This is a genomic window from Desmospora profundinema, assembly GCF_031454155.1.
Taxonomy (GTDB): Bacteria; Bacillota; Bacilli; order Thermoactinomycetales; family DSM-45169; genus Desmospora; species Desmospora profundinema.
Genome location: NZ_JAVDQG010000002.1, coordinates 461,989 through 488,260, shown reverse-complemented (window position 1 = coordinate 488,260; position 26,272 = coordinate 461,989). Strand labels below are relative to the sequence as shown.

Here is a 26,272-nt window from a genome sequence, read left to right as displayed (position 1 = left end):
GAATGAGCCGATCACACCGCCCGCGGGTACTGGTCACCCGTGAAATACCCGATGAAGGGCTTCAGCTTCTGCAAAAGCACTGTGACGTTTCGGTGGGAGCGAGGAACCGTGGTATGGACCGCGATGAGCTGTTAAGCCGAGCACCTGATTACGACGGGATCTTATCCATGCTGACGGATGCGATGGATGCTCCGTTGATGGAGCGTTGTCCTTCCCTGAAAGTGATCAGTAATTATGCGGTTGGAGTGGACAATGTCGATCTGAAAGAAGCACAGCGGCGAGGGATCGCCGTGACCCACACACCGGATGTGTTAACCGATGCGACGGCCGATCTGGCCTGGGCCCTGTTGATGGATATTGCCCGACGGGTGACGGAAGGCGATCGTCTCAACCGAGCCGGGGGATGGAAGACGTGGTCTCCCTTTTTCCACCTGGGAAGGGAAGTGACCGGCGCCACCTTGGGGATTGTGGGGATGGGTCGGATTGGGCAGGCAGTTGCCAAGCGGGCTCGGGGATTTGATATGCGCCTCCTCTATCATTCCCGGTCGCCTTTACCGGCGGAGCGGGAACAGGAATGGGGAGCCGAGCGCCTCCCCCTGGAAGACCTCTTGCAGGAAGCAGATTTTGTCTCTCTTCATGCTCCTTACACTCCAAAAACTCATCATCTCATCGGTAAGAGGGAGCTTCAACTCATGAAGCGGGACGCTTACCTGATCAATACCTCCCGGGGAGGATTGGTGGATGAGGGAGCGTTGGTGGAAGCTTTGCGTTCGGGGGAGATTGCCGGCGCCGGTTTGGATGTGTATGAGCGGGAACCGGAGATGGCAGAAGGGTTGGCACAATTGGAAAATGTGGTGTTGGCTCCCCACCTGGGAAGCGCTACCCGGGAAACACGGGGACGCATGGCCCGTGTCGCGGCGGAAAATCTGGTGGCGGAGTTGGTAGGGGTGGGCCGATCCCGGCGGGTTCGGCTTAAGAGTTAGGTTGGGACCATAATAGAATGGATCGGCTTCGCATCTGTCTGATGTACCATGTGGTGACAGCCAGCATCACCAGCGTGGCCCCCAGTCCCCCTTCCAAGCCAAAGGGTCCCCCTGTGATCCAATCCGGACCGGAATCGATCAACACCAAGGGCGGTTCCGGCGTGAGCTGGAGGCCGGATACCGGTATGGAAAGCATCTCCTGGCTCCAGTTCCAGCTGAAGTGGAGACCGATCGGAACCCAGAGATTTCCGCTGGCCACCCGCGCTGCTCCCAGCATGATACCGGCGAGAAAGAGGTTGAACAATGACAGGGCTGAAGTATAAGGATTGGTCAGATGCAAGGCGGAAAACAGAAGCGAGGTGGCCAATATACCGGCCCCCACCCCTACATGACGGATGAATAGGGATTGAACGAAACCACGGGTAAAAACCTCTTCCCCCACCGATACCAACAAAAAAGCGACAATGGCGAACCCGATCGAGTAAGCGGTTTGTGAACCCCATCCAATGGATTCGATGGCGAACCAGGGGGTGGCAGCGAGTACCAGGGAAAGCCCCCCGATCAATCCCAAACCGATGCCCGTGCCCTTCCAAAAGGAAACCCAGGGATGGGGAGCGGTCCAACCCATTTCAGACAAGGGACTTTTGATCCACCATTTCCAGGCGAGAATCGCTGCCAACAGGAAGGCGATGTTTTGCGAAGCGATTGAGGCCAAGGTAAAGGCTCCCCGGATGGTCCAAGGCGATAATAGCAGCAAAAATAACAAGGTCAGGGAAAAAGCCAAGGCCAGGGCTCCTGCCATTTTCAAAAAAAGTGAAATCCACCTCATGATTCGGTCTCCTTTATGGGAATCGGCGTCCAAAGATCGTTCCCGTGATGGTTGATCCCTTCGTTTCCGGATGTCTCGCTTTGCACTGTCAGCACAAGTCTCAACTTGACCACGATCGTTTCCATGTCTTGATAAGTGTTTTGTGGTCTCTTTTCCGGTGGAGGTGTTTGTGATAAGATATCAGTCTGAAACCGTGATTTCAACCGGATCCGGTTTCATCAGATGTCCATGCTTTTCGTTCCCGCTTCGCTTCTTGAAGAAACAACGGTTGGGATGGAAGTACCGGGAATGGCATACACTCAACCGAGTAGGGTTGTTTGGAGTCGGTGATATTGGATGAAGCCCTTCCATCCCCATAATGCATGAAAGGGCTTACAAAGGCTAGGACCAGTCTGGTCATGCAAGCTCTGTTCACCATACCGTCTCAAGCATCCGCCGGATGGGATTGATCAGACAGGACGTGATTGGTTCTTGTGAAGGAGGAATCGGTATGTCGCAAAATAAAGAAGTTCTTTTGACGGAAGAGGGTTTAGCCAAGGTAAAAGCGGAGTTGGAAACCTTCCGTACGAAAAAGCGCCAGGAGGTTGCGCAACGACTGAAAGAGGCGATCGCCCAGGGGGATCTGAGTGAAAACGCCGAATATGACGCAGCCAAGGAAGAGCAGGCTTTTGTTGAATCTCGGATTGTTACACTGGAAAACATGATCCGCAACGCCAAGATTATTAATCAGGATACTCAAAACAAAAACTTCGTGAGCGTGGGAGCCAAAGTGACGATTCAAGAGGTTCCCGACGGAGATCAGGAAACCTATACGATTGTTGGGAGCGCTGAATCCGATCCGATGTCCGGAAAGATTTCCAATGAATCCCCTATTGGGTCGGAACTGATCGGAAAGCGGGAGGGAGAAATCATCAAAGTGCCCGCCCCTTCCGGTACGATCGAATTTAAGATTTTATCGATCCATTAAGGTTGTTATCGGTTTGCCCCGCGTTTGTTTATAAGCGACCCGCCCCAGGCGGGTTTTCTTTCGCCTGTGGGGGAGGGAATTTTCCGAAGAATCAGGAGGATGGGTATGAAATCGATTCGATTTCCCCGAGCCGGATTGATGTTGGGAGGATATGAGTGGGAGGAGCAGCAACGCCGACCGTTTGTCGCATTGGATCTGGAGACAGAAGAGGAAGTAGAGGCGGCGGTCTCATGGCTGTCTGATTTAAATCAGTCAGGGGGAACATGGAGATTGATCATCCGGCCCAGTGAAGGGGATTTGTTTGTTCGTTTGGAACAAAACGGTGCTTCCGTGGCAGAAGGGGAAGTCTGGGGTGATGAAAGCTGGACCATCTTCCGGTCTTTTTTGGAACAGGAAAATCTTATCTGGTTGATGGTCTCCCGTCACGGAAATGTGATTCCCGATCTCTTCCATGCGATCGATGGCGATGTTCTGGAATGGAAGGGGAATGAATGAACGACTTCAAATTTGAAAGCGGGTAGCGGTATAATATGGCATGAGAGAAAGAGATCCGCTCTTCTTTTTGCGGACTTCTTTTTTCAGTTGATGCAAGAGCGGCTTCAGGGATCGGCTTGTCCGGTACTCCACCCACTGGTTCTTGGGATTTTTAATCAGCAGCCGTGCCGGTTCCCATTTGGTCGGGGCGGCAATCACAATCACTTCCCGGACAGGATGTGAAATGGGAGATTGGATAAAGGCAACGGGTTGAGGAAAGCGAAACAGAAGGTAACGGGGGGGAAGGGCGTGAGAGCGCATGCCGGCCATCTGTTCGACTTGACTTAAGACGTTTTCCAGTTCCGTCTGGACCATGCGGCTGACAGTAAAGGCTTCCCGATCCCCATTCATCACATAAAACCCTTCTACCTGGGAGATTTGGGCCGGGGGGCGGTTATGGGCAGATACCTCATTTGTCCAAAAGATGGCGAAGCCTATGACCAAAATGATAAGAAACCATTGACGCATGGAAACATCCCCTTTCGTCGTGTTCCGTTAGTGTGGGATGAAAAGGGGAGGTTCTATACCTGCGGAGGAGAAAGAATGCTCTATTTACCCTCTGGATCTATCGTCAGACAAACAGCAAAGGTGATACAGAATGAAACCGATAACGTTTATCCATACTGCCGACCTCCATCTGGATCTTCCGTTCCAGGGATGGCGTGGAAGCGATGATGTGTTGCTGCGATGGCGGGACGAGCACCGGCGCACCTTTGCAGCCACTATCGATACCGTCATGGAAAAACAAACCGATTATCTTCTGATCGCAGGGGATTGGCTTGAGTATGAAACGGCCAGCCGCTCCACCGCGGAGTGGCTGATCGAACAGCTGGAGCGCATCAAAAATACCCAGGTGTTGATCGCTCCCGGCAATCATGACCCCTTTCGCCCCGATTCGTATTACCATTCTCTGTCCTGGCCCGAACATGTAACGATCTTTACAGGCGATTGGGAAGAGCGCCGTTTTCCGGAGCATGGTTTGACCGTGGTGGGGCGTGGATTCCGTGAGTTTGAAGAGCCGGAAGCTGAAATGCCGTCTGTCCGTGTTCCGGAAGGAGAACGGTTGATCCTTCTTTTTCACGGGACACTCCAGAACGGAAACGCAGGTTCACCTTACTTTCCGGTGACAAAAGAAAAGCTGGCGCCGCTGGAGGCGGATTATGTGGCGTTGGGGCATATTCATCAACCGCATGCCTTACGCTTAAACAACCAAAAACGGACCTGGGTTCGCTATCCCGGTTCCCCCCATGCACTCCGATGGCAGGAGACCGGAGAGCGGTCCGTTACCTGGGGGCGATTGAGTGATTCGGGGTGTCATTGGGAGCCCGTTTCTGTCCAGACCCGCCGTTTTGAAGTGGATATGATCCCATTGGAGGGGTGTAAGACGGACGGCGAGGCGCTGAAGCAAATCAAACAGATGATTCCCGAAGGTAAGGAAAGAGATGCTTGCCGCCGCCTGGTCTTAAACGGGAGGCGGCAAGCCGGGTGGAAGCCGCGGGCGGAATGGTTAAGTTTACAACTGAAACAATCCGGTTTTTATCATGTGGAGATTGTGGACGAGACCTTGCCTGATTATGACCTGGAATGGCTCAGAAGTCAGGAGGGGCTTGTGGGTACGTTCGTACGAAAAATGGAAGAGCGGATGGAGCGAACGACAATGGAGGAGCGGGAGCATTGGCATCGGGCCCTGTTAAAAGGGTTGGACGCTCTTCTGTCACCGGAGGTGAAGAAGCCATGAAGATCCAACGCTTGCATTTTCAGGGCTTTGGCCGGTGGGTGGATCGTTCATTTACCTTTGACCAGGGAATCAACTTGGTGGAAGCTCCCAATGAGGCTGGAAAATCCACCCTCATCAACGGATTGTTGGCGATGATGTATGGAGGAAAAAAAGAAGGGGTAACCCGACGTCAACGGGCGGATTGGCTGGATTCATACAGACCCTGGAAAAGCAACCGTTATGGTGGGGAATTGGATTTTTCCGTTCAGGATCAATCCTACCGGCTGATTCGCTCCCTTCATTGGGAAGAAGAACGGGAACAACTGATCGAGTTGGCCACAGGACGCGACTTGACCGCATCGTTTCCTATGGACCGACGCAAAGACCGAAATTTGATGGAACACCTGGCAGGAATTCCGAGCAGTCTGTTTACTCAGGTATCGGTGGTGACTGGTCAATCCTTAGCGGGGGATCAGCAAATGGTGGAGCGAATCCGGCAGCTGGTCAGCCGAGGGGAAGAGCTGAATTTAAAGCCTGCGCTGGAACAGATGGAACGGGAGTTATCCGATATGGGGAAAACGTCTCTGGCTCGGACGAAACCTTACGGTGCCGCGTTTCATTTGGCGGAAACACTGGAACAGGAAGTGATCGAACTTCGGGCGCAAACCCGTGGACTGCGGGAAGAACAAGCCCTGCTGTCCCGGCTTCGGGCAGAAGCAGAACAGCTTCGGCAGAATCTGAAGAAGGCTCAGGAAGAGGCTGAAAACTGGAAACAGCGCCTGAAGCGGGAGGAACTTCGTCAGAACTTGACGGAGAAGGAAAAGAACCTGCGCTATAAAATGGACCGTTGGCGCCTGCTCCGGGATAAACAGGATCGACTGGAAAAGGAGCGAGTCCAGGCGATGCCTCCCACTTTGCTCACCCCTGAGGAGGCGGATATGCTGAGGGGGGTGTTGGAGGAGCGTAACTTTCCAGAAAGCCGCGTGATGGAGATCGAAGAGCGGCTTGAACAGCTTCAGAAGGAGCTGGCGGCATGGGAGTCGGAAAAAGAAGAGTGGTTGTCCCTGGATGAAGGCGAGGTGCAACGCCACCTCCACCGGTTGGAGGAATATATGCGTTTGGAGCAGGATCTCTTGCCCCCAGATACGAAAGGCACCATGGATGACCGCATCAAAGGGATCGAGTTGCAGAAGGACCACCAGCGACTGCTGGAGTTACGGGAACAGGAAGAGCGTTGCCGAGACCAGCGCCGCGATCTGGAAGACCAATTGTCACGCCTTCACCGGCGTAAAGATCGGCTGGAACGGGAGCGATTCCTGGCCCGTGTGGTCGATTCTCAAATTCCTCCGGCTAAGTCCAGTTCTTCTTGGTTGTGGATGGGATTGGGCGGTACCCTCCTTTCACTGATTACGCTCGCTTCCCCCTTACCCGGTGCGGGGCTGTTATTGTTGCTGTTTAGCGTGGTCGCTTTTTTCCGATTTGCCCGGTTGCGCAGTGTGGACCGGCAGGTTAGACGGGAGTGGGAAGAGCGTCAACACAGGCTGCATGAGGATTGGGAGTCATTGAAACGGGAGCGGGAAGAGGCGGAGGCACAAGGGGAACCGATGCTGGAGCCTGGTGCTCTCCAAGGGCAGATTGCAGAACGAAAAGCCGCCTTACAGACGCTCTATGACCAATTGGCGGCCTTAATCCAAGAACAGGAGACGATTTTGGATCGTTGGCATGCAGAAACGGCATCTGAATTGCAACGCCTGGCGGATCAACAGCGGCAACGGATCCAGGAACGGGAGGCTGCTTGGATGCAAGACCGCCAAAACCGTGCGCGCATGAAAGAGATTCAACGGGAGGCGGAATCATGGGCTTCCGGGTGGAGCGACTTCTTAGGCCCCTTTGAAGCGGAAGCCTGGCGGGAGAGACTGGAGGAGATGGCGACAACCATCCGACAGACGCGGGATAAACGCCAGCGATTGAAGTTGGAGCTCGCTTCGTTGCATAAGGATTGGGTACGTTCCCGAGAACGGCTGACCCGTATTCAGGAACAGGTGTCTCATTGGAGGGAGCGGTTGGGGACGGAAGATCCGGAGATCTGGTCGGAGATCATCCTGATGAGTGATCATGTTCGCCGCCTGGATGAGCAGTTGATGGAAGTGAGGAATGAACTGGATGGACAAGAGCAGTTAAAACGGGAGGAGCGATGGGAGGAAGAGTTGGAGAGAGTGAGGAGCTCCCTGGAAACAATGGCGGAATGGCCGAAAGAATCCCTGGACCTTTATTCGCTCCAGCAAAAGCTGAAGGAAGCGGATTTGGCGTATTCCAAAGCGGAGTGGGCCTGCCGTCAACAAGAAACGGAGATCCTCAAACTGGAAGAACGCTTGGAAACGAGATCATCTGGAATGCCTTCCCTGTCGGAACGGGAGGCGCTGTGGTACCGTGCCCGTGAGAAGGTGAAAGAGCTGGAGGAGGAGAAACGGGTGATTCAATCTGCCCGTGAAGTATTGGAGGAAGCGGCACGGGAGGTGCAAGCAGATATTGTTCCCCGTCTTCGTCCCCATGCCACCCATTGGGTGGAGGAAGTGACCGGGGGCCGCTACAAAGATCTCCTGATCGATCCCACCGATGGAATCCGTATGAGTGTTTTCGTACCGGAAACCGGGGAGCGTCAACCGGTGGAACAGCTGAGCCGGGGGACGATCGATCAGATGTACTTCGCCCTTCGTTTGGCATTGGTGCGCTTTTTCTCAGAAAACGGAAAAACATCCCTCCCTATTCTGATGGATGACAGTTTGGTTCATTTCGACGGGGAACGATTGCGGGAAGCGCTCCGTATTTTGGGCAAAGTGTCTAAAGATCATCAGATTATTCTCTGTACCTGTCACCAACGAGAAAGACGAATGTTGGAAGAGGAGGGGATCCCCTTTGAAAATCATGTGTTGGATCCTGTTCCATAGAAATTGAAAAACCGGCGGGGCTTCGGTTGGAGCCGGCGCCGGTTTTCCCTAGTGGGAACGGTAATCCTCGGATCACTTTTCGATGATATGGGGTTTCACCGTCCGTAAGAATGCTTCGATTTGAACCCGAATCTCCAGAGGAACATCATATTTGCGCAAGGATGCGTTAAAATGTTTGATTGCGATTTCATACGCTTCTGATGAAATGTTGAGTCCTTTGTGAACCATGCGCAAAGCGTTTCCCTTGTAGTGGCTGCTTCCTCCAAGCACGTACTTGAGGAAAAAATCGATTTGATGATTCCGGAGTGCATCCGTATCCGTGTCCAGAAAATAATGGTTGACACGATCATCCATGATCATCCGGTCGTAAAACTCGTTGACCACTGCGGTGACGCCTTCTTTTCCTCCCAACTTTTCATAAAGGTTTTCCGGGGCCATGATTTCCTCCTTCCCATGATATCTGTTTATGGTTTTTATTTTTCAGCTAGATGGAAAGGTTTTTTAAAGATAACTAAAAAGAAGCCCATTCATTTTATACACAGTGATGACAGTGATTATTTAATGATAAGACTCCCGTTACGAGATACATAAAAAAGAACGTCTGTAGTAGCAAGGCGGTTTCTCATTCTGAAAAAGTTCCATATTTTTCTTTGGATAATCGAAGCCGCCCCCATGGCGGAGGGCGGCTTCGATTATTCACCGGCCTTGCTGCTTTTCTTCTTGCCGGTTTGCTTCTTCATCGTACGGGGTGGGTCCCCACATCTCCTGGATCGATTGGAGGACATTGGTTCCTGGATCATCTTCATCCGGGAAGCCGATCAAGTTTTTCGCCTCCATATCGGGGTCTAACCACGGATCCTTTGGATAGGCCAAGACGGTTCACCCTTTCCGCGATGAAGTTCCCCCCACCGTAGTGGGGGATGGTTGATGGTTTAACCAGCTTCTTTCCGTATCATGCATCATGGACGAGGGAATCGTTCCCAAGATGGATGAAGTTGGAAAGGAGATGCCGTTACTGACAGGTTTGAAGGAGGGATGGTTGATGTCCGGTTGGTTGGTGTTACACCCCGTATCCCAGAGTCAACTGGGAATGGGAGTGGGGGGAATCGGTACGGATAACGGGAAAGAGACGGCGGTGTTGGTCCCTTCACAAGACATGGTGAATGAAGTGGTGCGGCGGCTGGAACGGGGGGGAGGGGATCGTCATGCCGTTACGGTTCAAACCTTTGATCGTTTTGTCCGGTTGACGGCCTCCAACCGCCCCCGCCCGCTGATGACACCGGTGGAACAAGAATGGTTGGTCCGTCAGGCCGTCTCCCAAGTGTCGGCGGAGGGAAAGCTTCGTCATCACCGGCATATGACGAATAAAAGCGGTTGGTTGTCTAAGGTGGAAGCACGGATCGGTGAATGGAAGCGGGCGGGGGTTCGTCCCGGTCGGCTGACGAAACTGTGGGACAAACAACATCCGCATTTGACGGAATTGGGCTTCATCTATTCCGCTTATCAGGAGCTGTTGGACGCAGAGCGGTTATGGGATCACGAGGAGCCCTATTTTGAAGGGATGGAACGAATGCGCCGGGGGGAAGCCCCCCTGCCGGCGCGGGTGATTGTGGAGCATGTACCTGATTTATCCGTCTTGCAGGAACAGTGGTTGATCCAGGCGGTTACCCAAGGGGTGGACGTATTTCTCCATCTTTCCTGGGATCCCTCGCGCCCCCGGCTGTTTCAGGAAACCGCACGGACAGTGGAACGGTTCCAGCTTCGCGGTTTTCGCGTCCGTGGGGGAGACAACCGTTTCCCTCCATCAACCAAAGGAGCGTTGCTGGCGCACCTGGAAGAGCAGCTGTTTCGGAATCCGCCCGCCAAGCGGGAGGGGAACGAATCGGTCCAAGTGGTGGCGGCGGCGGGGGTGGAAGAAGAGGTGGATCGGGTAGTGGCCAGGGTGAAGCAGTGGCTGGACCAATCCGGCCGGTCTTTGTCGGACGTGGCAATCTTGACGCAGCAGCCGGAACGGTATCATCCCCTGCTGTTCCCCCGTCTGGAGAGGGCGGGCCTTCCCGCCCACCACCCCCACCGGATCCCGCTGGCCTCTCATCCCATGGCGGAAACGGTTCGTTTGGCCCTTCGTTTTATAAATGGGCAGCGGGCTTGTTGGCGTATGTTGCTGGATTCAGCTTATTTGCCCGGGCTTCCCGCCCGCCATGAACGATTGGAGTGGCAGCGCCGGGCTCCCGACGGAAATATTCCCCTCCATAACGACCCAATCGGGGATGGGGAGAAGGACGAGGAAAAAGGGGAAGTTGAAATGGAATCCTTCCGGGGGCTGGTCGATTGGTTGCGTTCCGCCCCTTCTGACGAAACATGGGAAGGCTGGGTGAACTGGTTCGGGGAATGGATCCGTCCCTTGCGCCCTCTTGCCCGACCAGCCGCCCTCACCCGGGAGGAGTGGCATATGGCCGCTGTGGACCGGCGGGCGTGGGAAGGATTGGAGGAAATCCGGTCGGGATGGGAACGGATCTTCAGCAGAGGAGAATGGGGTGAGCTTCCCTGTGATGCCTCCTCCTTTCTTGCTGCACTGGAGGGGGCACTGGAGAAACGATGGTTGACGGTACGACCGGGCAGAAAAGGCGGAGTCCGCATATTGGAGCCCAATCAGGTCCGGGGACGCCGGTTTGCCGCTGTTTTTTTGTTGGGATGCGCCGAAGGACGCTGGCCCCGCCCCGTGACGCAGGATTGGCTGGTATCCGATGATGAGCGGCGTCGGTTGCAGAAAGAAGGAGTGATGGTGGCTACATCGGAGGAGCAACGGGTTCGTCAATGGCTTCCGTTTTTTCAATCAGTCCAAGCAGCGGAAGAACGGTTGGTTTGCTCCTTTCCGGCTGTGGACGAATCGGGAAATACCCTCCTTCCTTCTCCGTTTTTAGATGAGATGACTCAAGCGATTCCCTCTTTACAGGAGACCATGGAGCCGGCTCCCCTTTCCTGGCAGGATTGCGCCACAGGCGAACAAGGGTTGGAACTGGCACTCAGTCTTCAAGATTCCCTGGACGATACGACTTCTCCCTCGTTGCCGGACTGGAAGCGTTGGCGTCAAGCGCTTCCCTGGGAGCAGGATGAGACACGCATAAACAGCTGGGCGGCACGGGTGGATGTGGAAAAGGATCGATGGGGTTCCCAGTATACCCCTTTCGATGGGGTGCTGAAGTCATCGATTCATACGGAATGGGTAAAAGAAGAAATTCAGGACACCGTTTGGAGCGCCACTTCCCTCAATGAAGCGGTTCGTTGTCCCTTCCACTTTTTTGCCGGACGTATGCTGCGGGTTCGACCGGCCGAGATGGAGAGGCTTGAGCCCACCCCCTTGGAGCGGGGGGAGATCCTGCACCGGATTTTGTGCCGATTTTGGGATCGATACCGAAAGGATCCGGACAAGCTTCAGGAGGGAGACGGTCCCTGGGAGCATCTTGACAAGGTGGCCGAGACGGTGTGGAGGGAAGAAGCACAACGGCGGGGATGGGACGATTTGCCTCCGTGGTATCAGCTTGAGGCACGCCGTTTGCAGCCCCGGCTGATGGCGATGGTGAAGCATGAGCGTTGGTGGAGGGAAAAGAAGGGAGCCTCCTCATCTTTTCGTCCCCGTTGGTTGGAGTGGGGATTTGGCTTGATGCGGGATGAGGCGGCGATCCATCGGGGGGAGGCGGATCTGGACAGCAGGGTCTCCCCTGTTGAACTGGATCTGGGAGAAGCGGGATCGATTCGCGTCCGAGGAAAGGTGGACCGGGTGGATATGGATGATGAGGGCCGCTATATCCTGTATGATTACAAATCCGGTACGGCTCCTTCGGCACGGGATGTCATCGACGGATATCATTTGCAGCTCCCCCTCTATCTGTGGGTGTTGCAACAGGAGATGGGGCTGGATCCCGATCGAGCGGTGGGGGCGGCCTTTTACACCTCCGGGAACCGCAAGGGGGAGGATCCGCCGTCGGACAACCGCAACCAGGGGATGTGGCGCGCCGACGGGGGGGAATTGGCGGGTATCTCTTCCCGAGTGGGGGGATGGCTGGAAAGGGATGCATGGGAAGGCGTCTTTGCTAAAATCAGGAAGAAAATCGCGCGTCGGTTGCAGGAACTGGAACAAGGCCGTTTTGCCGTCGCCCCTGTGCGGGAATGTCCCGCCACCTGCCCGCACCGTACGATCTGTCGGATTGACCGTCAGCGTCTATTGCGGAAAGAGAGGGGGAAGAGCCAATGATATTTACACCGGAACAACAGGCCGCAGTGGAAAGCTTCGATCAACACTGCGTGGTTTCGGCGGGAGCCGGTTCAGGGAAGACGCGTGTTTTGGTGGAACGCTTCCTGCGCATATTGGAGCGGGAAGGGTCTGAAAGAAATCCTTTTTCCCGGGTGTTGGCGATTACCTTTACGGACAAAGCGGCAGCCGAGATGAAGGAGCGGATTCGTCAGGGGATTCGGGAGCGGGCTAAAGGAGAACCAGTCATGGATGCTTCTGCCGCCCTCCCGTGGAACGATTGGCTGGCCCAGATGGAAGGGGCTCAAGTGATGACGTTCCATGCTTTTTGTGCCGCTTTGTTACGGGAGTTTCCCGTGGAAGCGGACGTGGATCCCCACTTCACCGTGGCTGATGAGCAAGAGGCCGGAGAGTGGCTGGATGAAGCGGTGGAAGAAGCCTTAACCCATACGGTGGAATCGGGTGATCCGCCCGGGGCAGAGCCGTTGCTCCTGGCCTGGGGATCCGCCGGAGCAGTGGCGGGGCTTACGCGATTATACCGAGAAATGACCGGGAACGGATGGGATTCCGACGAGCTGGCTGCCCGCACGCATCGGGCATGGGAGGAAGCGGCGGCGGAACGGGACCGACAGGAGCATGAACACCGCATGGTCTTTTTATCTGCGGCGGAACAGTTGGCCGAGTTGGATGGAGGCAAACGGTTGCAGCGTTTTCGGGACGCTTGGTTGGAAGAGGCCAGTTTTATGCGCGATTCCAAGGAAGAGACGAACCCATTGTTACGGAGGTTGAAACGGTTTTTGTCCTTGCTGAAAGGAAATTGGGGCCGGGATGAGATCCTTCTTCGATACCGGGATCAGGCGAAAGAATCGGCAGAGATGTGGGTGAATCTGCTGCGGGGAAGGAGTTTGGCCCCGCGGGAGGCGGAAGTGGCAGCCGCAGTCTGTGATTTACTGGGGAAAGTGGAACGGGCTTATCGGCGGCGGAAGGAGGAGCGGTGCGTCCTGGACTTTGACGAATTGCAGGTGCGGGCCATCCGACTGTTGCGGAATCACGCCGGTGTGGCGGAAACGATTCGCCGCCGCATCCGCTGGCTGATGGTGGATGAGTTTCAGGATACCAACCCGGTTCAGAGGGAGCTCTTTCAGTTGATGCTGCCAGGGCCCGCCGGGGAAGAGTTACCGGGGAAAGGGTTTGTGGTGGGCGATCCCAAGCAATCGATCTATCGCTTTCGGGGAGCGGATGTGGGCTTGTTTACGGAGGTCCGGGATGAATGGCTGGCCAAGGGCGGCCGGGAAGTGCAACTATTGGACAATTTCCGCTCCACCCATGGGCTGGTGGCAGTGGTCAACCGGCTTTTCTCCGACCTGTTTCCCCGCTTCAGCTCCGCCCGGCCTCACCGTGAGGGAGGAGGAGAACCTCCGGTGGAAGTGTGGCTTCAACCATCCGCCGCCAAAGGGGAGGATCCGTTGGAGGCGGAAGCGGAAGCGGTGGCTGCACGGATCGATACCCTCTTGCAGACGGGGACAGAACCCGGGGAAATCGCGGTGCTGTTTCAGGCGATGACCCATGTGAAAGTGTTTGAGGGGGCTTTATCCCAGCGGGGCATTCCCTTCCATGTGGTGAAAGGAAGGGGGTTTTTCAGCCGGCAGGAAGTATGGGATTGGATCCATGCCATCCGTCTGTTGGCCAATCCGGATGATCCGCTGTCGTGGGTGGGTGTGTTGCGTTCCCCTCTGTGTGGGGTTTCTGATGAGACACTGCTGCGTCTGTCCCGGAAGGATGAGTGGCATCGACATCCTGAGCAATGGCTGGAATGGATCGACGATCCGGCGGAAGAGCGGTTTAAGCTGTCCCGGTTTTTAGATGACTGGGAGCGATGGTGCAGGTGGACAGGCCGTATTCCCGTCTCCGATTTATTGGAACGGATGGTTCGCGAGAGTGAAGTGCGGGAGGTATGGGGAACCACCCCGCGTGGCCGACAGGCCGTGGCCAATGTGAATAAATGGGTGCGCATGGCACGTCAATGGGAAAAAGAAGCGTCTTTTTCCCTCTCCGCCTGGCTGGATCGGCTTAACGGGGTGTTGATCCGTCAAATGGAGGAAACGGAGGCCCCCCTCACCCCTTCAGAGCAGAATCGGGTTTCGCTGATGACCATCCATCAATCCAAAGGGTTGGAGTTTCCGGTCGTCTTCTTACCGGAGATCGCGCGAAAACTCCAGTACGAATGGGGAGAAGTACGAGTGGACCGTCGATCGGGGCTGGTGTTGAAAGTGCCGAACCCTTCCGGTTTCTGGGAAGAGACGGATCGGTGGATCCGCTGGCGGGAGCGGGAGGCGAAACAGGCACGGGAAGAGTCGGCACGGCTTTTGTACGTGGCGGCCACCCGGGCCGAGCGGAAGCTGATTCTGTCCGGCGTACCCCAGGAGCACAAAGGAACGGCTCGAGGGGAAAGCCTGTTGTCGGGTGATACTTGGTCCAAGTGGTTGGATGGGATCCTCGGCTATCACCGAATCGAGTGGGAGAAAGGAAATTGGACCTTTCCGGATGATGAGGAGGGGCTATTCTTGGCCGTCCACTCATTTGCGGACAAGGAGGAGAGGGACCCATGGGGGAAGGAAGCGGAGGACAAGCGGCCCATCTTTCCGCCTATTCCCGATCCGATTGCCCCTGGTCGCTGGGAACCGCGGGGATGGACTGACGCAGATCGATTGGAAGTGAGTGTGACGCAATTGAACCGTTTGGCCAATTGTCCCCGCCGCCACTTTTTCGCCGAAGTGCTAGAGATGCCCGAGGGGCCAGGAGAGACTCTTCGAAGGGATGGTTCCGTTTCGGCACCGATTCCTCCGCGGGTGAGAGGGGAGCTGGTTCATCGGTTATTGGAAACGATGATCCGCATTCCCCAATCCGATGAAGACTGGATTCTTGCTGCCCGGATCATGCTGGAGGAATGGGAGATCCACCCCGGTCGCCATGAACGAGCGCTGGAAGAGTTTCGCCCGCTGGTACACGCGTATATCCGGAGCCGCTATTGCCAGGAAGTCCATACCATGGCCCATCTGTTGCGGGAAGCCCCTTTCTCCTTGGAAAAATACGGCTTGCGAGTGACAGGAACGGTGGATCGGCTCCACTGCACCCGGGAAGGCCGCTGGGAATTGGTCGACTGGAAAACAAACGATGTGGGACCGGAAGAGGTGGACGAACTGGCCTTGGAGTACCTGCCGCAGTTACAGCTGTATGCGATGGCTGTCCGGGAGCAATGGGGGATCCAATTGGATCGCGCCAGTTTATACTTTTTGAAACCGGATCGGGAAGTCTCCTTTCCGGTAGAAGCCGACTGGTTGGCGGAGGCGGAGGAGTCACTTATTTCTTGGTCTCGCATGCTGCGGGGAGATCAGATGTCCCAGTTTCCTGCCAAACCGGGAAACCGGTGCGGATACTGTCCCTATATCGCCTGGTGTGATCAGGCGATCATAGAACCCGATCAAATCTCTCCTTGATCGGGTCGTTTTTTTATGCAATCTTTTCCTCTTTCCAAAACGGTTCTATGGTATGATAGAATGGATATTTCTCTCTGTTTCCCAGAGGGATATGGATGGAAGAAAAGGAGAGACCCGAAACGTGTTTGACTTCATTGAAATTTTTTTCAAAGAATTGGTTGCCGCGTTCGCGTTATTGGTGGTGGCAGGCTTCATCCTTTGGATGGGCTTTGTTTTGGTCGTCTTTTTTCTGGAGTTGTTTAAACCCGGCGACATCCAAATCCGTTCTTATCTGTATCGGGTGTGGCGGCTGTTTATGCTCTCATTTGAATTAACGGCCTATGGTGGGATCGTCGTCGCTCCGTTTCTGTTGAAATCGACGGAGGATCAGCATCTCCGTTTTACCCTGGTTCTGATTGAAGCGATTCTTTTTTCCGCGCTGTTTTTGTATATACGTTGGAAAACCGTCGGTTTCTTTCCGCAACGGAAGGAGAGGCGACGTTATCGATGAGGTTGCAAAGCCAAACCCGGCCATTGGCCGGGTTTAGCATTTGTTCGGATACCGACATGCCGATGGTGCCGGTTCCGTTTGGTTGCTTCCCAACCCCTTCCTCTTTACTTGGCTCTCGTCTTTGTAGATAATATAAGGAAAAACTTCTTTTCAAATACGTATTTAGGTGAGTGGGATATGTCCATAGAGGAATTGCTGGAGCTGGCGGAACGCTATCTGAAAAAAGAAGATTTGGCCCAAGTGGAAGAAGCCTATCTCTTCGCCGAGAAAGCCCATGAGGGTCAGACCCGCAAATCCGGGGAGAAGTATATCCATCACCCGGTGGCGGTAGCGGGCATTCTGGTCCACTTGCAGATGGACGCCACTACGCTCACCGCTGCCATTTTGCATGATGTGGTGGAAGATACGGGTGTCACCCTGGAGATGGTAGAAGAGCAGTTCGGCGAGACGGTCGCCCAGATCGTGGACGGGCTGACCAAACTGAAAAAGCGGATGAAGTACAAGTCTAACGCCGAGCACCAAGCGGAAAACCACCGCAAGATGTTCGTGGCCATGGCTCAGGATATCCGTGTCATTTTGATTAAACTGGCCGACCGCCTTCACAACATGCGCACCCTGAAATACCTGCCGGAATCGAAACGCCGGCGCATCGCTCAGGAGACTCTGGAGATTTTTGCTCCACTGGCCCACCGCCTGGGAATTTCGACGATCAAATGGGAGTTGGAGGACAGCGCCCTCCGTGCCCTGAATCCCCAACAGTACTACCGCATTGTAAACCTGATGAAAAAAAAGCGGGAGGAACGGGAGCGGTATCTGGATGAAGTGATCGACACCATCCGGGAGCGGTTGAAACAGATGAATGTGGAATCGGACATTTCAGGACGGCCCAAGCATATTTACAGTATTTATCGCAAAATGGTGAAAGACCATAAGCAATTCAATGAAATATACGATTTATTGGCAGTCCGGGTGATCGTCGAATCCGTCCGGGACTGCTATGCCGTTCTCGGGATCATCCATACCATCTGGAAGCCGATGCCGGGCCGGTTCAAAGATTATATCGCGATGCCGAAGACGAATCTGTATCAATCCCTCCACACCACTGTGATCGGCCCCAAAGGGGAACCCATCGAGGTGCAGATCCGAACCAAGGAGATGCATCGAATTGCCGAATATGGGATTGCCGCCCACTGGGCGTATAAGGACGGCGGTCAAAATGACGGCAGCTCCTTTAATGAGAAGTTGAAGTTTTTTCGGGAGATACTGGAGTTGCAACAGGATACCCGCGATGCTCAGGAGTTCGTCGAGAATCTGAAAATGGATTGGTTCTCCGACGCCGTCTTTGTGTTTACCCCCAAAGGGGACGTACTGGAGCTGCCCGCCGGTTCGGTTCCGATCGACTTCGCCTATCGCATCCACACGGAGGTTGGGAACCGTTGTATCGGGGCTAAGGTAAACAATAAGATCGTACCGCTGGATCATCAGTTGAAAACCGGTGACATCGTGGAAATTCTTACCTCCAAACACAGCTACGGCCCCAGCCGGGACTGGCTGAAGCTGGTCAAGTCCTCCCAGGCCCGCAACAAGATCCGCAATTGGTTTAAGAAAGAGCGCCGGGAGGAGAGTGCCGCCAAAGGACAAGAAATGCTGGAAGCGGCGCTCAAGAAACAGGATATTGACGCTACCGGCTTGCTGAGCGGGGACAAGGTGAAAGAGGTGGCCCAGCAATTTAACTTTCCTGAGGTGGAGGATATGTTTGCCGCTGTCGGTTACGGAGGCATTTCACCGTCTCAGGTGGTCAATCGTTTGACGGAAGGGCTTCGCATCGAAGAGGAGAAGCCATTGGTTCTTCCCGATGTAAAGGCGATGCCTTCCCGACACCGGAAACAGCACGGTTATGGGGTGAAAGTGAAAGGGGTGGACAATCTGTTGGTTCGCCTTTCCCGCTGTTGCAATCCGGTACCGGGGGATGATATTCAGGGATTTGTCACCCAGGGACGCGGGGTATCGGTTCACCGTGTGGGCTGTCCCAATCTGCAAAATGTGGAAGAAGCACGGATGGTCCCCGTGGAGTGGGAGGGATTGGCCGACCTTTCATACAATGTGGATCTGGAAGCGACGGGCCTTGATCGACAGGGCTTACTGAACGAGGTGCTCCAAGCGGTGACGGGAACCGGTGTCAATCTGACGGCTGTCGCCGGCCGTGCCGACCGCAGGGGAATGGCCACCATTCATCTGTCCATCTCGATTCGCAATCTGGGGCATTTGCAGTCTGTCGTGGAAAAGATCAAGCGGGTTCGCGATATTTACAGCGTTCAGCGCATTATGCAATGACAGGCACATGGCAGGATGCCTTCCAGGGTGAAGGATGAAGAAAAACAGATCGTTTACTTGATGGGCGCGCGTTCTGTCCATTCGGCTTTAAAGAGGAGGATGGTTGTGCGTATCGTTGTTCAGCGGGCAAAGGATGCCCGCGTGACGGTAGATGGAGAAACCACGGGGGAAATCCGGCACGGATTGGTTTGCCTGGTCGGTTTCACTGATGGAGATGGAGAGGATCAAATCCGGTGGTGCGCGGATAAGCTCGTCCACTTGCGCATCTTTGTAGATGAAGAAGGAAAAATGAACCGCTCGCTGCTGGATGTGGGAGGGAGTGTTTTATCCGTCTCCCAGTTTACGTTGTATGGAGATTGCCGGAAAGGAAGGCGTCCCAACTTCATGGCGGCCGCCAATCCAGATGATGCGACTCGGCTGTATGACCGTTTCAACGAACGGCTGTCGGAGCTGGGGGTTCCGGTGAAAACAGGGGTGTTTGGGGCCATGATGCAGGTATCCCTGACCAATGACGGTCCCGTCACCTTGGTATTGGAGAAATGATCCCGCACGGTGATTCTGTTGCAGGGGTTTCATTTTTTTCTTTACTGGTTTACTCTTTTGGTTAAGGCAAAAGAAACGATAAAGAATAAGAGTTGAACAAGGAGGAATCCATCCAGATGCCACACGATCACCAATCCACCGAACAACTGGCTGTCAACACGATCCGAATCCTTTCCATCGATGCAGTGGAAAAAGCCAATTCCGGCCATCCCGGCATGCCCATGGGGGCGGCTCCGATGGCGTATGCTTTATGGGCGCGGCACATGAAACACAACCCGGAAAATCCGGAATGGTTCAACCGGGACCGGTTCATTTTGTCCGCCGGACATGGGTCGATGCTGCTGTACAGCCTTCTTCATCTGTTTGGTTACGACCTGTCGCTGGATGATCTGAAAAACTTCCGGCAATGGGGGAGTAAAACCCCCGGCCATCCGGAAGCCAACCACGGCACTCCCGGTGTGGAAGCGACCACGGGACCCTTGGGACAAGGGATTTCCAACGCTGTCGGCATGGCCATGGCAGAGGCGCACTTGGCTGCCACCTACAACCGGGACGGATTTCCGGTGGTCGACCATTACACGTACACGCTTTGTTCCGATGGCGATCTGATGGAAGGGGTGGCAGCGGAAGCCGCTTCCCTAGCCGGCCATTTGAAACTGGGCAAACTGATTGCCTTGTACGATTCCAACGATATTTCCTTGGACGGTCAAACGGCCCACGCCTTTACGGAAAATGTACAGCAACGGTTTGAAGCTTACGGTTGGCAAGTGATCCGGGTGGAAGACGAAAACGACCTGGATGCCATCAGCCGGGCGATTGAACAAGCGCAGGCGGAGACGGACAAGCCCACCTTGATCGAAGTAAAAACCACGATCGGCTTTGGAAGTCCCAACCTGGCCGGTACCCATAAAATCCATGGTGCGCCGATCGGCCCCGAAGAAGCGGCAGAAGTGCGGAAAGCTTACGACTGGGAGTGGGACGAGCCTTTCTTTATTCCGGAGGAAGCACAAAAACACTTTGCCTCCATGCGGAAAAAAGGGTCCCGGATTGAACAGGAGTGGGAGTCGCTGGTCCAATCGTACCGAGCCAAACACCCGGAACTGGCTGCACAACTGGATCGGGTCATTCAAGGAGAACTCCCCCATGATTGGGATGCGGAGCTGCCCGTCTATTCCCCCGATTCGAAAGGAATGGCCACCCGGGCCGCATCCGGTGAAGCCCTCAATGCGTTGGCCCGCCGGATTCCGGAGTTGTTCGGCGGTTCGGCGGACCTGGCTTCTTCCAACAAAACCGACTTGAAAGGGGAAGAAGCGTTCCAGGCGAAGGACTATGCCGGCCGCAATGTCTGGTACGGGGTACGGGAGCACGCCATGGGCGCCGCTCTCAATGGGATGGCACTCCATGGCGGGGTACGCCCGTTCGGGGCTACGTTCCTGGTCTTCTCCGATTACCTGCGCCCTTCGATTCGGCTGGCTGCGCTGACAAAACTGCCGGTACTCTATGTGTTTACCCATGACAGCATCTCCGTCGGAGAGGATGGCCCCACCCACGAACCGGTGGAGCAGATCCCGGCCCTTCGTCTCATCCCCAACTTGAAAACATTCCGGCCGGCGGATGGCAACGAGACGGTAGCGGCTTACCGCTTCGCGATGCAACACCGGACAAGCCCCGTGGCCCTGGCCCTGTCCCGTCAAGGGTTGCCGATCTTAGAAGGTACGGTGGAAAAGGCGACCGAAGGGACGGCCAAAGGGGCTTACATCCTGGCTGATGCCGAAAGCGGCAAACCGGATGTGATCCTGGTTGCTACCGGTTCGGAAGTCAGCTTGGCTGTGCAGGCCCATGGGCAGTTGGCTGAACGCGGTGTTCAGGCGAGGGTGGTCAGCATGCCTTGCCGGGAGCTGTTCTACGAACAGGATGAAGCGTATCGGGAGTCGGTACTTCCTTCCGAGGTCAAAGCCCGTGTCGCCGTCGAGGCGGCCCACTCCTGGGGCTGGGAAAAAGTCGTGGGTGACGGTGGCAGGATTATCGGCATCGACACCTTCGGCGCATCCGCTCCTGGGGGCCTCGTCATGGAACGGTACGGTTTCACCGTGGAAAACGTGCTCCAACATGTGGATCAAGTGTTAGACAACTAAGATCGCGGCTTTCATGAAAAAACCCGGCGGGCACATCAGCCTCGCCGGATTTTTTTCGTTTGGCGAAAAAGAATGGGGTCACGGTTTCCTGTCGGCCAAGTTGTGTCGGTTGGTACGTTCCATCTTTTCCTTTTCCGATTTCTCGTCAAACGGGGAAGCTTCGGGCAGTGGCTTGGCACCGATTGGCTTTTCCACGCTTCGATCCCCTTTTTGCGGCATGCTCATCCCTCCCTGCTGATGGTTGTTGCGATGTAGTATGACCCAAAAAACCCTGTGAGGAACATCCTCACAGGGTTTTTGGTGTTTGGATTATAACAGGAGGTGAGCCATCAGCACGATAACCGGCAGCGTGATCAGGGTGCGAAGCAGGAAAATCAGCACCAAGTCCTTAAAGTTGACGGGTAACTTGGAACCGAGCAACAAGCCCCCGACTTCGGACATGTAAATCAACTGCGTGACAGACACACAGGCGATGACGAAGAGAGTCAATTCGCTTTGAATCCCCTCTGCAAGGAGAACGGGGAGCAGCATATCAGCGAAACCGACCACCATCGATTGTGCAGCAGCGGATGCTTCCGGCACTTGCATCAGTGTCAGCAACGGCACGAACGGAGCGCCCAGCCACTGGAAGACAGGAGTATTCTCAGCCACCACCAGGGCGAGTGTTCCAAAGGCCATCACAACCGGCACGACCCCGAGCCACATGTCCAGCACGTTTTTCAGGCCGCCCGTCAAGATTTCGGAGAAACGGGTGCGTTGGGCGCGAAGGGCCGCCAGTTCCGTTCCCCAGGAAAGCAGGTTGCGTCCCTCCGGAACTTCTGCTTCCTTTTGGGGCTCAATACCCGGAGCGTGCTCATCCTTTTTACGGGACAAGGGAGGAATGCGGGGCATGATCAGAGCGGCGACAAAGCCTGCTACAACGATGGTGAGATAGTAGGGAAGAAAGAGATGTTCCAGACCGGCATAAGATAAGACGGTAATGGTAAATGTGATGGAGACGACCGAGAAAGTGGTCCCGATCACTGCCGCTTCACGTTTGGTGTAAAAGCCTTCCTGATATTGTTTGTTTGTCAGGAGCACCCCGATGGTGCCATCCCCCATCCATGACGCCATACAGTCGATGGAGGAACGTCCCGGCAGGGTGAACAACGGGCGCATGATCTTGGTGAGCAGCGCTCCGCACAGCTCCAGCAGCCCAAAGTTAAGGAGGAGCGGCAAAAGCAGACCGGCAAAGAGGAAGATGGAAAACAGAAGGGCTACCAAATCGAACAGCACCAAGTGGCCGGTGTATTCCGATATGATATAGTCCGGTCCGATCTTAAAAAAGACCATGATGGCAAACAGAGAGCCGAGGATTCGGACAGTCAGCCACATCGGAGTGACATCAAACAGGTTGGTTAGAAATTCGGAGCGTTGGATGAACCCCGGTTTCACGAATTTGGCGACAAGAGAGCCAATCACGCTTAAGAAAAGCAGTGCTGTCGCCAGTGCCGGTAATCCGTCTCCAAGCAGATCCTGGATCCATCCTGCCAATAAGGCCACAGGAATGGTCACTTTGTCACCGACAGTAATCGGGATCATAAACAGGAATACGCCAATGAGAGAAGGAATGATAAATTTCAGATAATCACGAATAGACAGACTGGATGTTTTCACGGTTGTCACCTCAGTTTGAAGATAAGGAACGCATGAGAAGAGAAAACGCATCCAAATATCATTTTTATCATAACCTGTGTACTAGAGGTGAAGCAAATGCATTATTACCCAATTAAATAAAAAGTAGGAGAAATGTTTGAACTCCAAATACCTTACGAGAGGGATTCCGATACAGGCGAATGTCCCATTTTTGTGTGTGAACAGGGATGTATTCAAGATTTTTCTATGGTTGGCTTTGGTTTATTTACCGAAGTTACAGGCTCGTCGTTCTTTTATCTGTATAAAAATAAATAGAAATGAATGAACATTCAAAGGGGTGGGTTATTCTGTTTTTCGGTCTTTCATGGATGGGAGCGTGCGATAAAGATGGAGCGGCCGATCTGGTTCCAGTCGAAGCGGCTGGTATCGTGCACTTCGATATCGGAAAATCCCGCCTCTCGCAATGCACCGATCACCTGCTCTTCCTCATAGCAACGTTGAGTCAACGTAAAATCGGAACGATGCCAATGATCCTGTTCCCGTGTAAACAGGGTGAAATCCATGAAAGCGATTCGTCTTTCGTCGTCATATCGGGATGAGACCATGACCGCATGATCATCTTTGACGATGTGAAATTGTCCCTTCCACCGATTTTGATAGCCTTTTCGCATGTTAAGGTCGAAAAAGAACCATCCCCCCGGAGTCAAGGCGCGACGAACATTGGAGAAGGTTTTCCTCACTCCGTTCCATTCCAGGATGTGGTTTAGGCTGTCGTAGGTGGAGAATACCGCGGCGAAACACGATTCATAGTGAAAATCCTGCGCGTCGGCTTGTTGAAAACGGGCACGGGGCGCTTCCCGGCGGGCGATTTCCAACATGGAAGCGGATCCGTCTACACCGGTGACATCCCATCCGTCTTCGGTCAGTTTCTTGGCCAATCCTCCCGTACCGCAACACAGATCCAAGATGGGGGAACCGGGGGGCAATCGCTGCAGGACCGACGCTTCGATGATCGGCAGGATTTGATCGGCAAAATTCCCCCAATGCCGGTGGTAGACGTCGGCAAAAGGATTATAAGCGTCGGGTTGACTCATGGATGATCCCTCCTCTCCATCCCTTATTCTGCTGATAGGGGATGAATTCCTCTATGGCTTACTCTGATTGGCGGATGTCTCTATTCCGGGAAGGAAATCCTATATGCATCATCGGAGAGGAGGTTTAACGATGCGACGACCTTCCCGGGAGGAGGATCGGCAGTCCCAGATGATCGTGACATTGGATACTGATCGGAGCCAACCATCAGATGCAGGCGGAACCATGACACAGGAGCTTTTACTCTTGGGAGATCGCCCTCCACATTCCCTCTTACTCCCGCGTTGATTTCCAGGGGGAGGTGGGATAGACTGGGGAAAGATGAATTCGGAACATCAAAGGAGGAAGGCACCTTGTGCCGCACGGGGCACAGGGGCAACCGATCATGAAGCGATTGCAGGTATCCGGGGTTTCCCCGGCTTTTCATCGTGATATCGAACTGATTGCCGGATTGTTTTATCCGGGTGTGAAAGTGACGGAAGATCGGGAAGAAATGGATGCTTCCGTTCATTTTACAGTGGAAGAGACGGAATGGGTGAACGTGTCCGTCACCCTGGCCGTTCCTTCCCGAGAGCAGGCCTGGCACGGTTCCCATCGACGGGAGCATGTGTCGGCGGTGCTGGATGAACGGACCCGGCGCAAACGGGTGAAACCAGTGGTGAATCACGCGTTGCTGCAAGTGCTGGAAGAGGCGACCGGAGTCCGTCAGCCCTGGGGAATTCTGACGGGGGTTCGTCCTACCAAGCTGATGCACAACCTTCTGCTGGAAGGAAAATCGGTTTTAGAAGCACGGAATGTTTTGGAACGGGATTACCGTTTGGCTCCCCACAAACTGGATCTGTTAGAGGAGATTATGAATCGGCAAATCACGGTGTTACCCGATCTGTATCAGCTGGACCGGGAAGTGAGTCTCTATGTCGGCATCCCATTTTGTCCGACCAAGTGTGCATACTGTACATTTCCCGCTTATGCCATCCGCGGGAGAAACGGATCCGTGGAAGAGTTTCTGGAAGGCCTTCATAAGGAGATCGAAGCGACGGGGAAGTGGTTAAAAAAGCGGGGATTGCCTGTCACTACTATTTATTTTGGCGGCGGGACTCCCACTTCGATAACCGCTGCGCAGTTGGAAGCGTTATTTGAACGGATGAAAGCCTGTATTCCCGGCTTTGACCAGGTGCGGGAATTGACGGTGGAGGCCGGTCGTCCCGACACCTTGGAACAGGAGAAACTGGATCTGTTGAAACGGTGGAAGGTGGATCGGATCAGCATCAATCCCCAGAGCTTTAAAGAAGAAACCTTGAAATTAATCGGTCGGCATCATACGGTGAAGGAGACCGTGGAGAAGTTTGCGCTTGCCCGCAAGATGGGCCTCAATAACATCAACATGGATTTGATTATCGGATTGCCTGGGGAAGGGCTGGAGACTTTTCGCCAATCCTTGCGGGTAATGGAATCGCTCCATCCCGAATCTCTGACTGTTCATACGCTCTCCTTTAAGCGCGGCTCCCATATGACCCGCAATCCGGAAAAATATCCGGTGGCTGATGGAGAAGAGATTGCCAGCATGGTGGCGGAGGCCCGGGAATGGACCGGAGAACAGGGATATGTCCCCTATTATCTGTACCGGCAGAAAAACATTCTCGGCAACCAGGAAAATGTCGGCTACGCGCTTCCCGGTGAAGAAAGTCTCTACAATATTATCATCATGGAAGAAAGACAGACGATTATCGGTCTGGGGTGTGGCGCGGTGAGCAAGATTATCTCTCCCGGCAGCGGCCGGATCCGTCGCTGGCCCAACCCTAAAGAACCCCAGGCTTATATCGATACGTATCGGGAGCAGATCGGACAGAAGCTGGCCGCTTTAGACCAAGCGTACGGCTATCCGGTGGAGAGCAAGGGATAAAAGACTAGGGCTTGTCCGGTCATTCACCTACGGATTGTTCAGACACGACCTCATTGAGTAGACGCTCTTTCCGGTCGGAAAGAACGTCTTTTCATTCGAAGACAAAAGTGTCATTTCTGTGAAGCTTTTGCAGGGACGGAGCCCATTCCACATCTCCCGTACTATTCCCAAAGTCGCATGTTAACGGTAAAATAGACCTTGGTTTGTCCCCGCATTCATATGCGAAGACGGGGTTTTTACCATTTACTTTGGGGGTATCAATAAGAGGGTGACTGTAGGGGGGTCTCCTCTTTTTATGCCCGGTAATGGAAGCGTCAAGGATAAGACTTCTTCTCCTGGTGACGGGGCTGCTCTGTTTGAAGGAGCGGCTTTTCATGAAGCGTCCAACAGATGGGAACGCTGATGGAAGAGCC

20 protein-coding genes are annotated in these 26,272 nt (G+C 54.4%); 13 read left to right on the top strand and 7 right to left on the bottom strand.

Translation table 11 applies throughout. From position 1 onward, the window contains the following. Positions 1 to 2: 2 nt before the first annotated feature. The gene (locus JOE21_RS05970) at positions 3 to 983 is read left to right on the top strand and encodes a 2-hydroxyacid dehydrogenase (protein WP_309863596.1); all 981 of its coding nucleotides are present in this window, start codon (positions 3 to 5) and stop codon (positions 981 to 983) included. On the opposite strand, the gene JOE21_RS05965 is transcribed toward JOE21_RS05970, so the two are convergent. Next, positions 973 to 1,812 (bottom strand): CPBP family intramembrane glutamic endopeptidase, encoded by an 840-nt coding sequence (locus JOE21_RS05965; protein ID WP_309863593.1) that lies wholly within the window; start codon positions 1,810 to 1,812, stop codon positions 973 to 975. The genes JOE21_RS05970 and JOE21_RS05965 overlap by 11 nt on opposite strands. Before the next feature lie 490 nt (positions 1,813 to 2,302). On the opposite strand from JOE21_RS05965, the gene greA reads away from it, so the two are divergent. After that, positions 2,303 to 2,779 carry a transcription elongation factor GreA gene (gene greA, locus JOE21_RS05960; RefSeq protein WP_309863590.1) on the top strand — a complete coding sequence of 159 codons (477 nt, stop codon included), beginning with the start codon at positions 2,303 to 2,305 and terminating at the stop codon, positions 2,777 to 2,779. A 105-nt stretch (positions 2,780 to 2,884) separates the two neighbouring features. Continuing rightward, a complete protein-coding gene (locus JOE21_RS05955) occupies positions 2,885 to 3,274 on the top strand; it encodes a hypothetical protein (RefSeq protein ID WP_309863587.1) in 390 nt (129 codons plus the stop codon). 6 nt (positions 3,275 to 3,280) lie between these two features. Here the strand turns inward: JOE21_RS05955 and JOE21_RS05950 are convergent, their stop codons facing one another. Continuing rightward, positions 3,281 to 3,781, bottom strand: coding sequence for a hypothetical protein (locus JOE21_RS05950; protein WP_309863584.1), 501 nt, complete (start codon positions 3,779 to 3,781; stop codon positions 3,281 to 3,283). 130 nt (positions 3,782 to 3,911) lie between these two features. Here JOE21_RS05950 and JOE21_RS05945 point away from each other — a divergent pair, with 130 nt between their 5' ends. Both JOE21_RS05945 and JOE21_RS05940 read left to right on the top strand, forming a co-directional pair. Next, positions 3,912 to 5,051 carry a metallophosphoesterase family protein gene (locus JOE21_RS05945; protein ID WP_309863581.1) on the top strand — a complete coding sequence of 380 codons (1,140 nt, stop codon included), beginning with the start codon at positions 3,912 to 3,914 and terminating at the stop codon, positions 5,049 to 5,051. After that, positions 5,048 to 7,978: an ATP-binding protein gene (locus JOE21_RS05940; RefSeq protein WP_309863577.1), complete on the top strand. Its 2,931-nt coding sequence runs from the start codon at positions 5,048 to 5,050 to the stop codon at positions 7,976 to 7,978. Before JOE21_RS05945 ends, JOE21_RS05940 begins: the two co-directional genes overlap by 4 nt. Before the next feature lie 72 nt (positions 7,979 to 8,050). Here the strand turns inward: JOE21_RS05940 and JOE21_RS05935 are convergent, their stop codons facing one another. Both JOE21_RS05935 and JOE21_RS05930 read right to left on the bottom strand, forming a co-directional pair. After that, the gene (locus tag JOE21_RS05935) at positions 8,051 to 8,416 is read right to left on the bottom strand and encodes a group I truncated hemoglobin (RefSeq protein ID WP_309863574.1); all 366 of its coding nucleotides are present in this window, start codon (positions 8,414 to 8,416) and stop codon (positions 8,051 to 8,053) included. A gap of 258 nt (positions 8,417 to 8,674) precedes the next feature. Beyond that, complete coding sequence (locus tag JOE21_RS05930; RefSeq protein WP_309863571.1) at positions 8,675 to 8,851, bottom strand: hypothetical protein; 177 nt, start codon at positions 8,849 to 8,851, stop codon at positions 8,675 to 8,677. 169 nt (positions 8,852 to 9,020) lie between these two features. On the opposite strand from JOE21_RS05930, the gene JOE21_RS05925 reads away from it, so the two are divergent. From JOE21_RS05925 to tkt, 6 genes are all read left to right on the top strand, one after another. Next, entirely contained in the window at positions 9,021 to 12,233 is a 3,213-nt protein-coding gene (locus tag JOE21_RS05925) for a PD-(D/E)XK nuclease family protein (protein WP_309863569.1), read from the top strand. Beyond that, positions 12,230 to 15,727: a UvrD-helicase domain-containing protein gene (locus tag JOE21_RS05920; RefSeq protein WP_309863566.1), complete on the top strand. Its 3,498-nt coding sequence runs from the start codon at positions 12,230 to 12,232 to the stop codon at positions 15,725 to 15,727. The genes JOE21_RS05925 and JOE21_RS05920 overlap by 4 nt, the downstream gene beginning before the upstream one ends. Positions 15,728 to 15,848: 121 nt before the next feature. Further along, complete coding sequence (locus JOE21_RS05915; RefSeq protein WP_309863563.1) at positions 15,849 to 16,217, top strand: hypothetical protein; 369 nt, start codon at positions 15,849 to 15,851, stop codon at positions 16,215 to 16,217. Positions 16,218 to 16,394: 177 nt separating this feature from the next. Further along, on the top strand, positions 16,395 to 18,551 hold the full coding sequence (locus JOE21_RS05910) for a RelA/SpoT family protein (protein WP_309863561.1): 2,157 nt from the start codon (positions 16,395 to 16,397) through the stop codon (positions 18,549 to 18,551). A 105-nt stretch (positions 18,552 to 18,656) separates the two neighbouring features. Next, positions 18,657 to 19,094 carry a D-aminoacyl-tRNA deacylase gene (gene dtd, locus JOE21_RS05905; RefSeq protein ID WP_309863558.1) on the top strand — a complete coding sequence of 146 codons (438 nt, stop codon included), beginning with the start codon at positions 18,657 to 18,659 and terminating at the stop codon, positions 19,092 to 19,094. Positions 19,095 to 19,210: 116 nt separating this feature from the next. Next, positions 19,211 to 21,229 (top strand): transketolase, encoded by a 2,019-nt coding sequence (gene tkt / locus JOE21_RS05900; RefSeq protein WP_309863556.1) that lies wholly within the window; start codon positions 19,211 to 19,213, stop codon positions 21,227 to 21,229. A gap of 78 nt (positions 21,230 to 21,307) precedes the next feature. On the opposite strand, the gene JOE21_RS05895 is transcribed toward tkt, so the two are convergent. From JOE21_RS05895 to JOE21_RS05885, 3 genes are all read right to left on the bottom strand, one after another. Then, positions 21,308 to 21,448 (bottom strand): hypothetical protein, encoded by a 141-nt coding sequence (locus JOE21_RS05895; protein WP_309863552.1) that lies wholly within the window; start codon positions 21,446 to 21,448, stop codon positions 21,308 to 21,310. 90 nt (positions 21,449 to 21,538) lie between these two features. Further along, positions 21,539 to 22,936 carry a YjiH family protein gene (locus JOE21_RS05890; RefSeq protein ID WP_374709321.1) on the bottom strand — a complete coding sequence of 466 codons (1,398 nt, stop codon included), beginning with the start codon at positions 22,934 to 22,936 and terminating at the stop codon, positions 21,539 to 21,541. A 290-nt stretch (positions 22,937 to 23,226) separates the two neighbouring features. Continuing rightward, complete coding sequence (locus JOE21_RS05885; protein WP_309863548.1) at positions 23,227 to 23,958, bottom strand: class I SAM-dependent methyltransferase; 732 nt, start codon at positions 23,956 to 23,958, stop codon at positions 23,227 to 23,229. Between the two features lie 130 nt (positions 23,959 to 24,088). On the opposite strand from JOE21_RS05885, the gene JOE21_RS05880 reads away from it, so the two are divergent. Both JOE21_RS05880 and JOE21_RS05875 read left to right on the top strand, forming a co-directional pair. Then, the gene (locus JOE21_RS05880; protein ID WP_309863545.1) at positions 24,089 to 24,244 is read left to right on the top strand and encodes a hypothetical protein; all 156 of its coding nucleotides are present in this window, start codon (positions 24,089 to 24,091) and stop codon (positions 24,242 to 24,244) included. A 97-nt stretch (positions 24,245 to 24,341) separates the two neighbouring features. Further along, positions 24,342 to 25,859, top strand: a complete 1,518-nt coding sequence (locus JOE21_RS05875; protein WP_309863861.1) for a coproporphyrinogen III oxidase — start codon at positions 24,342 to 24,344, stop codon at positions 25,857 to 25,859. Positions 25,860 to 26,272 lie beyond the last annotated feature (413 nt).

Excerpts from the sequence above, each read along its gene's own strand:
- JOE21_RS05970 (WP_309863596.1), top strand. The coding sequence starts at position 3 with ATGAGCCGATCACACCGCCCGCGGGTACTGGTCACCCGTGAAATACCC.
- JOE21_RS05965 (WP_309863593.1), bottom strand. The coding sequence starts at position 1,812 with ATGAGGTGGATTTCACTTTTTTTGAAAATGGCAGGAGCCCTGGCCTTG.
- greA (WP_309863590.1), top strand. The coding sequence starts at position 2,303 with ATGTCGCAAAATAAAGAAGTTCTTTTGACGGAAGAGGGTTTAGCCAAG.
- JOE21_RS05955 (WP_309863587.1), top strand. The coding sequence starts at position 2,885 with ATGAAATCGATTCGATTTCCCCGAGCCGGATTGATGTTGGGAGGATAT.
- JOE21_RS05950 (WP_309863584.1), bottom strand. The coding sequence starts at position 3,781 with ATGCGTCAATGGTTTCTTATCATTTTGGTCATAGGCTTCGCCATCTTT.
- JOE21_RS05945 (WP_309863581.1), top strand. The coding sequence starts at position 3,912 with ATGAAACCGATAACGTTTATCCATACTGCCGACCTCCATCTGGATCTT.
- JOE21_RS05940 (WP_309863577.1), top strand. The coding sequence starts at position 5,048 with ATGAAGATCCAACGCTTGCATTTTCAGGGCTTTGGCCGGTGGGTGGAT.
- JOE21_RS05935 (WP_309863574.1), bottom strand. The coding sequence starts at position 8,416 with ATGGCCCCGGAAAACCTTTATGAAAAGTTGGGAGGAAAAGAAGGCGTC.
- JOE21_RS05925 (WP_309863569.1), top strand. The coding sequence starts at position 9,021 with ATGTCCGGTTGGTTGGTGTTACACCCCGTATCCCAGAGTCAACTGGGA.
- JOE21_RS05920 (WP_309863566.1), top strand. The coding sequence starts at position 12,230 with ATGATATTTACACCGGAACAACAGGCCGCAGTGGAAAGCTTCGATCAA.
- JOE21_RS05910 (WP_309863561.1), top strand. The coding sequence starts at position 16,395 with ATGTCCATAGAGGAATTGCTGGAGCTGGCGGAACGCTATCTGAAAAAA.
- tkt (WP_309863556.1), top strand. The coding sequence starts at position 19,211 with ATGCCACACGATCACCAATCCACCGAACAACTGGCTGTCAACACGATC.
- JOE21_RS05895 (WP_309863552.1), bottom strand. The coding sequence starts at position 21,448 with ATGCCGCAAAAAGGGGATCGAAGCGTGGAAAAGCCAATCGGTGCCAAG.
- JOE21_RS05890 (WP_374709321.1), bottom strand. The coding sequence starts at position 22,936 with ATGCGTTTTCTCTTCTCATGCGTTCCTTATCTTCAAACTGAGGTGACA.
- JOE21_RS05885 (WP_309863548.1), bottom strand. The coding sequence starts at position 23,958 with ATGAGTCAACCCGACGCTTATAATCCTTTTGCCGACGTCTACCACCGG.
- JOE21_RS05880 (WP_309863545.1), top strand. The coding sequence starts at position 24,089 with ATGCGACGACCTTCCCGGGAGGAGGATCGGCAGTCCCAGATGATCGTG.
- JOE21_RS05875 (WP_309863861.1), top strand. The coding sequence starts at position 24,342 with ATGAAGCGATTGCAGGTATCCGGGGTTTCCCCGGCTTTTCATCGTGAT.